The organism is Pseudomonas juntendi, from assembly GCF_009932375.1.
GTDB classification, from domain to species: Bacteria; Pseudomonadota; Gammaproteobacteria; order Pseudomonadales; family Pseudomonadaceae; genus Aquipseudomonas; species Aquipseudomonas juntendi.
In genome coordinates, this window is the sequence record NZ_BLJG01000193.1 from 1 (window position 1) to 1,414 (window position 1,414).

The 1,414-nt window shown below is 62.7% G+C and carries 1 protein-coding gene; it reads left to right on the forward strand.

Annotated features, from left to right (window positions below; all coding sequences use genetic code 11):
- Positions 1–1,364, forward strand: a 1,364-nt coding sequence (gene istA / locus GYA94_RS20995) for an IS21-like element ISPst3 family transposase (protein ID WP_161893029.1), incomplete at its 5' end; no start/stop codon positions are given.
- Between the last annotated feature and the right edge of the window lie 50 nt (positions 1,365–1,414).

Below are 1,414 nucleotides of genomic sequence, written 5' to 3' on the forward strand. Positions count from 1 at the left end.
ACCAACGCCGCGCGATCTTCAACAAACTCAGCCCTTTTCACGCCACGCTGGAGCAGGCGCTAAAAGCCGATTCGCTGCGGCCCAAGCAACAGCGGCGCAGTGCCAAGGCGCTGTTGGCGCAAATCAAAGCCGAAGGTTATGACGGTGGCTACAGCCAGCTCACCGCGTTTATCCGTGCCTGGCGAGGGGGACAGGGCAAGGCGTCGCAGGCCTTTGTGCCGCTGACCTTTGCTCTTGGCGAGGCGTTTCAGTTTGACTGGAGCGAGGAAGGCTTGCTGGTCGGCGGCATTTACCGGCGTATGCAGGTGGCACATCTGAAGCTGTGTGCCAGCCGTGCGTTCTGGCTTGTGGCGTATCCGAGCCAGGGCCATGAGATGTTATTTGACGCCCATACACGCTCGTTCGGCTCCTTGGGCGGCGTGCCGCGCCGGGGCATCTACGACAACATGAAGACGGCCGTCGACAAGGTCAATAAGGGCAAAGGCCGGACGGTGAATGCGCGCTTTGCGGTGATGTGCGCGCATTACCTGTTCGATCCGGACTTCTGCAACGTCGCCGCTGGTTGGGAAAAGGGCATCGTTGAAAAGAACGTGCAAGACAGCCGTAGGCGCATCTGGCTAGACGCCCAGGACTGTCATTTTCACTCCTTCGAGGAACTCAATGCCTGGCTGGGCCAGCGCTGCCGCGCGCTTTGGAACGAGCTGACGCACCCTCAATACAGCGGGCTGAGTGTAGCCGAAGTGCTGGAGTTGGAGCGCGCTGAACTGATGCCTGTGCCAGCGCCATTCGACGGTTACGTCGAGCGGCCTGCGCGGGTCTCCAGCACCTGCCTGGTCAGCGTCGGGCGCAACCGCTACTCGGTGCCATGTGAGTACGCGGGTAAGTGGGTCAGCAGCCGTTTGTATCCGACGCGAATCGAGGTGGTGGCTGACGACGCGCTGATCGCCAGCCATGTCCGCTTGCTGGATCGCGACCAGGTCAGCTATGACTGGCAGCACTACCTCCCGCTGATCGAACGCAAGCCCGGTGCGCTGCGCAACGGAGCGCCCTTTGCTGATCTGCCAGCACCGCTGCGTCAGCTTAAGCACGGTCTGGGGCGTCATGCCGGCGGTGACCGGATCATGGCGCAAGTCCTGGCTGCCGTACCGGTCGCCGGACTCGATGCCGTGCTGGTAGCCGTTGAGCTGGTACTGGAGAGCGGCAGCCTGAGCGCCGAACACATCCTCAATGTCGTGGCACGGCTGACAGCATCCGAACCACCACCCAGCGTCGAAACCCACTTGTCGCTCAAGGAAGCCCCCGTCGCTAACACGGCGCGCTACGACCGCCTGCGTGGCCAGGCCGAGGAGGTCGGTCATGCGTGATTTGATGGCGGAACTCAAGGAGCTGCGCCTGCACGGCATGGCCACGGCCT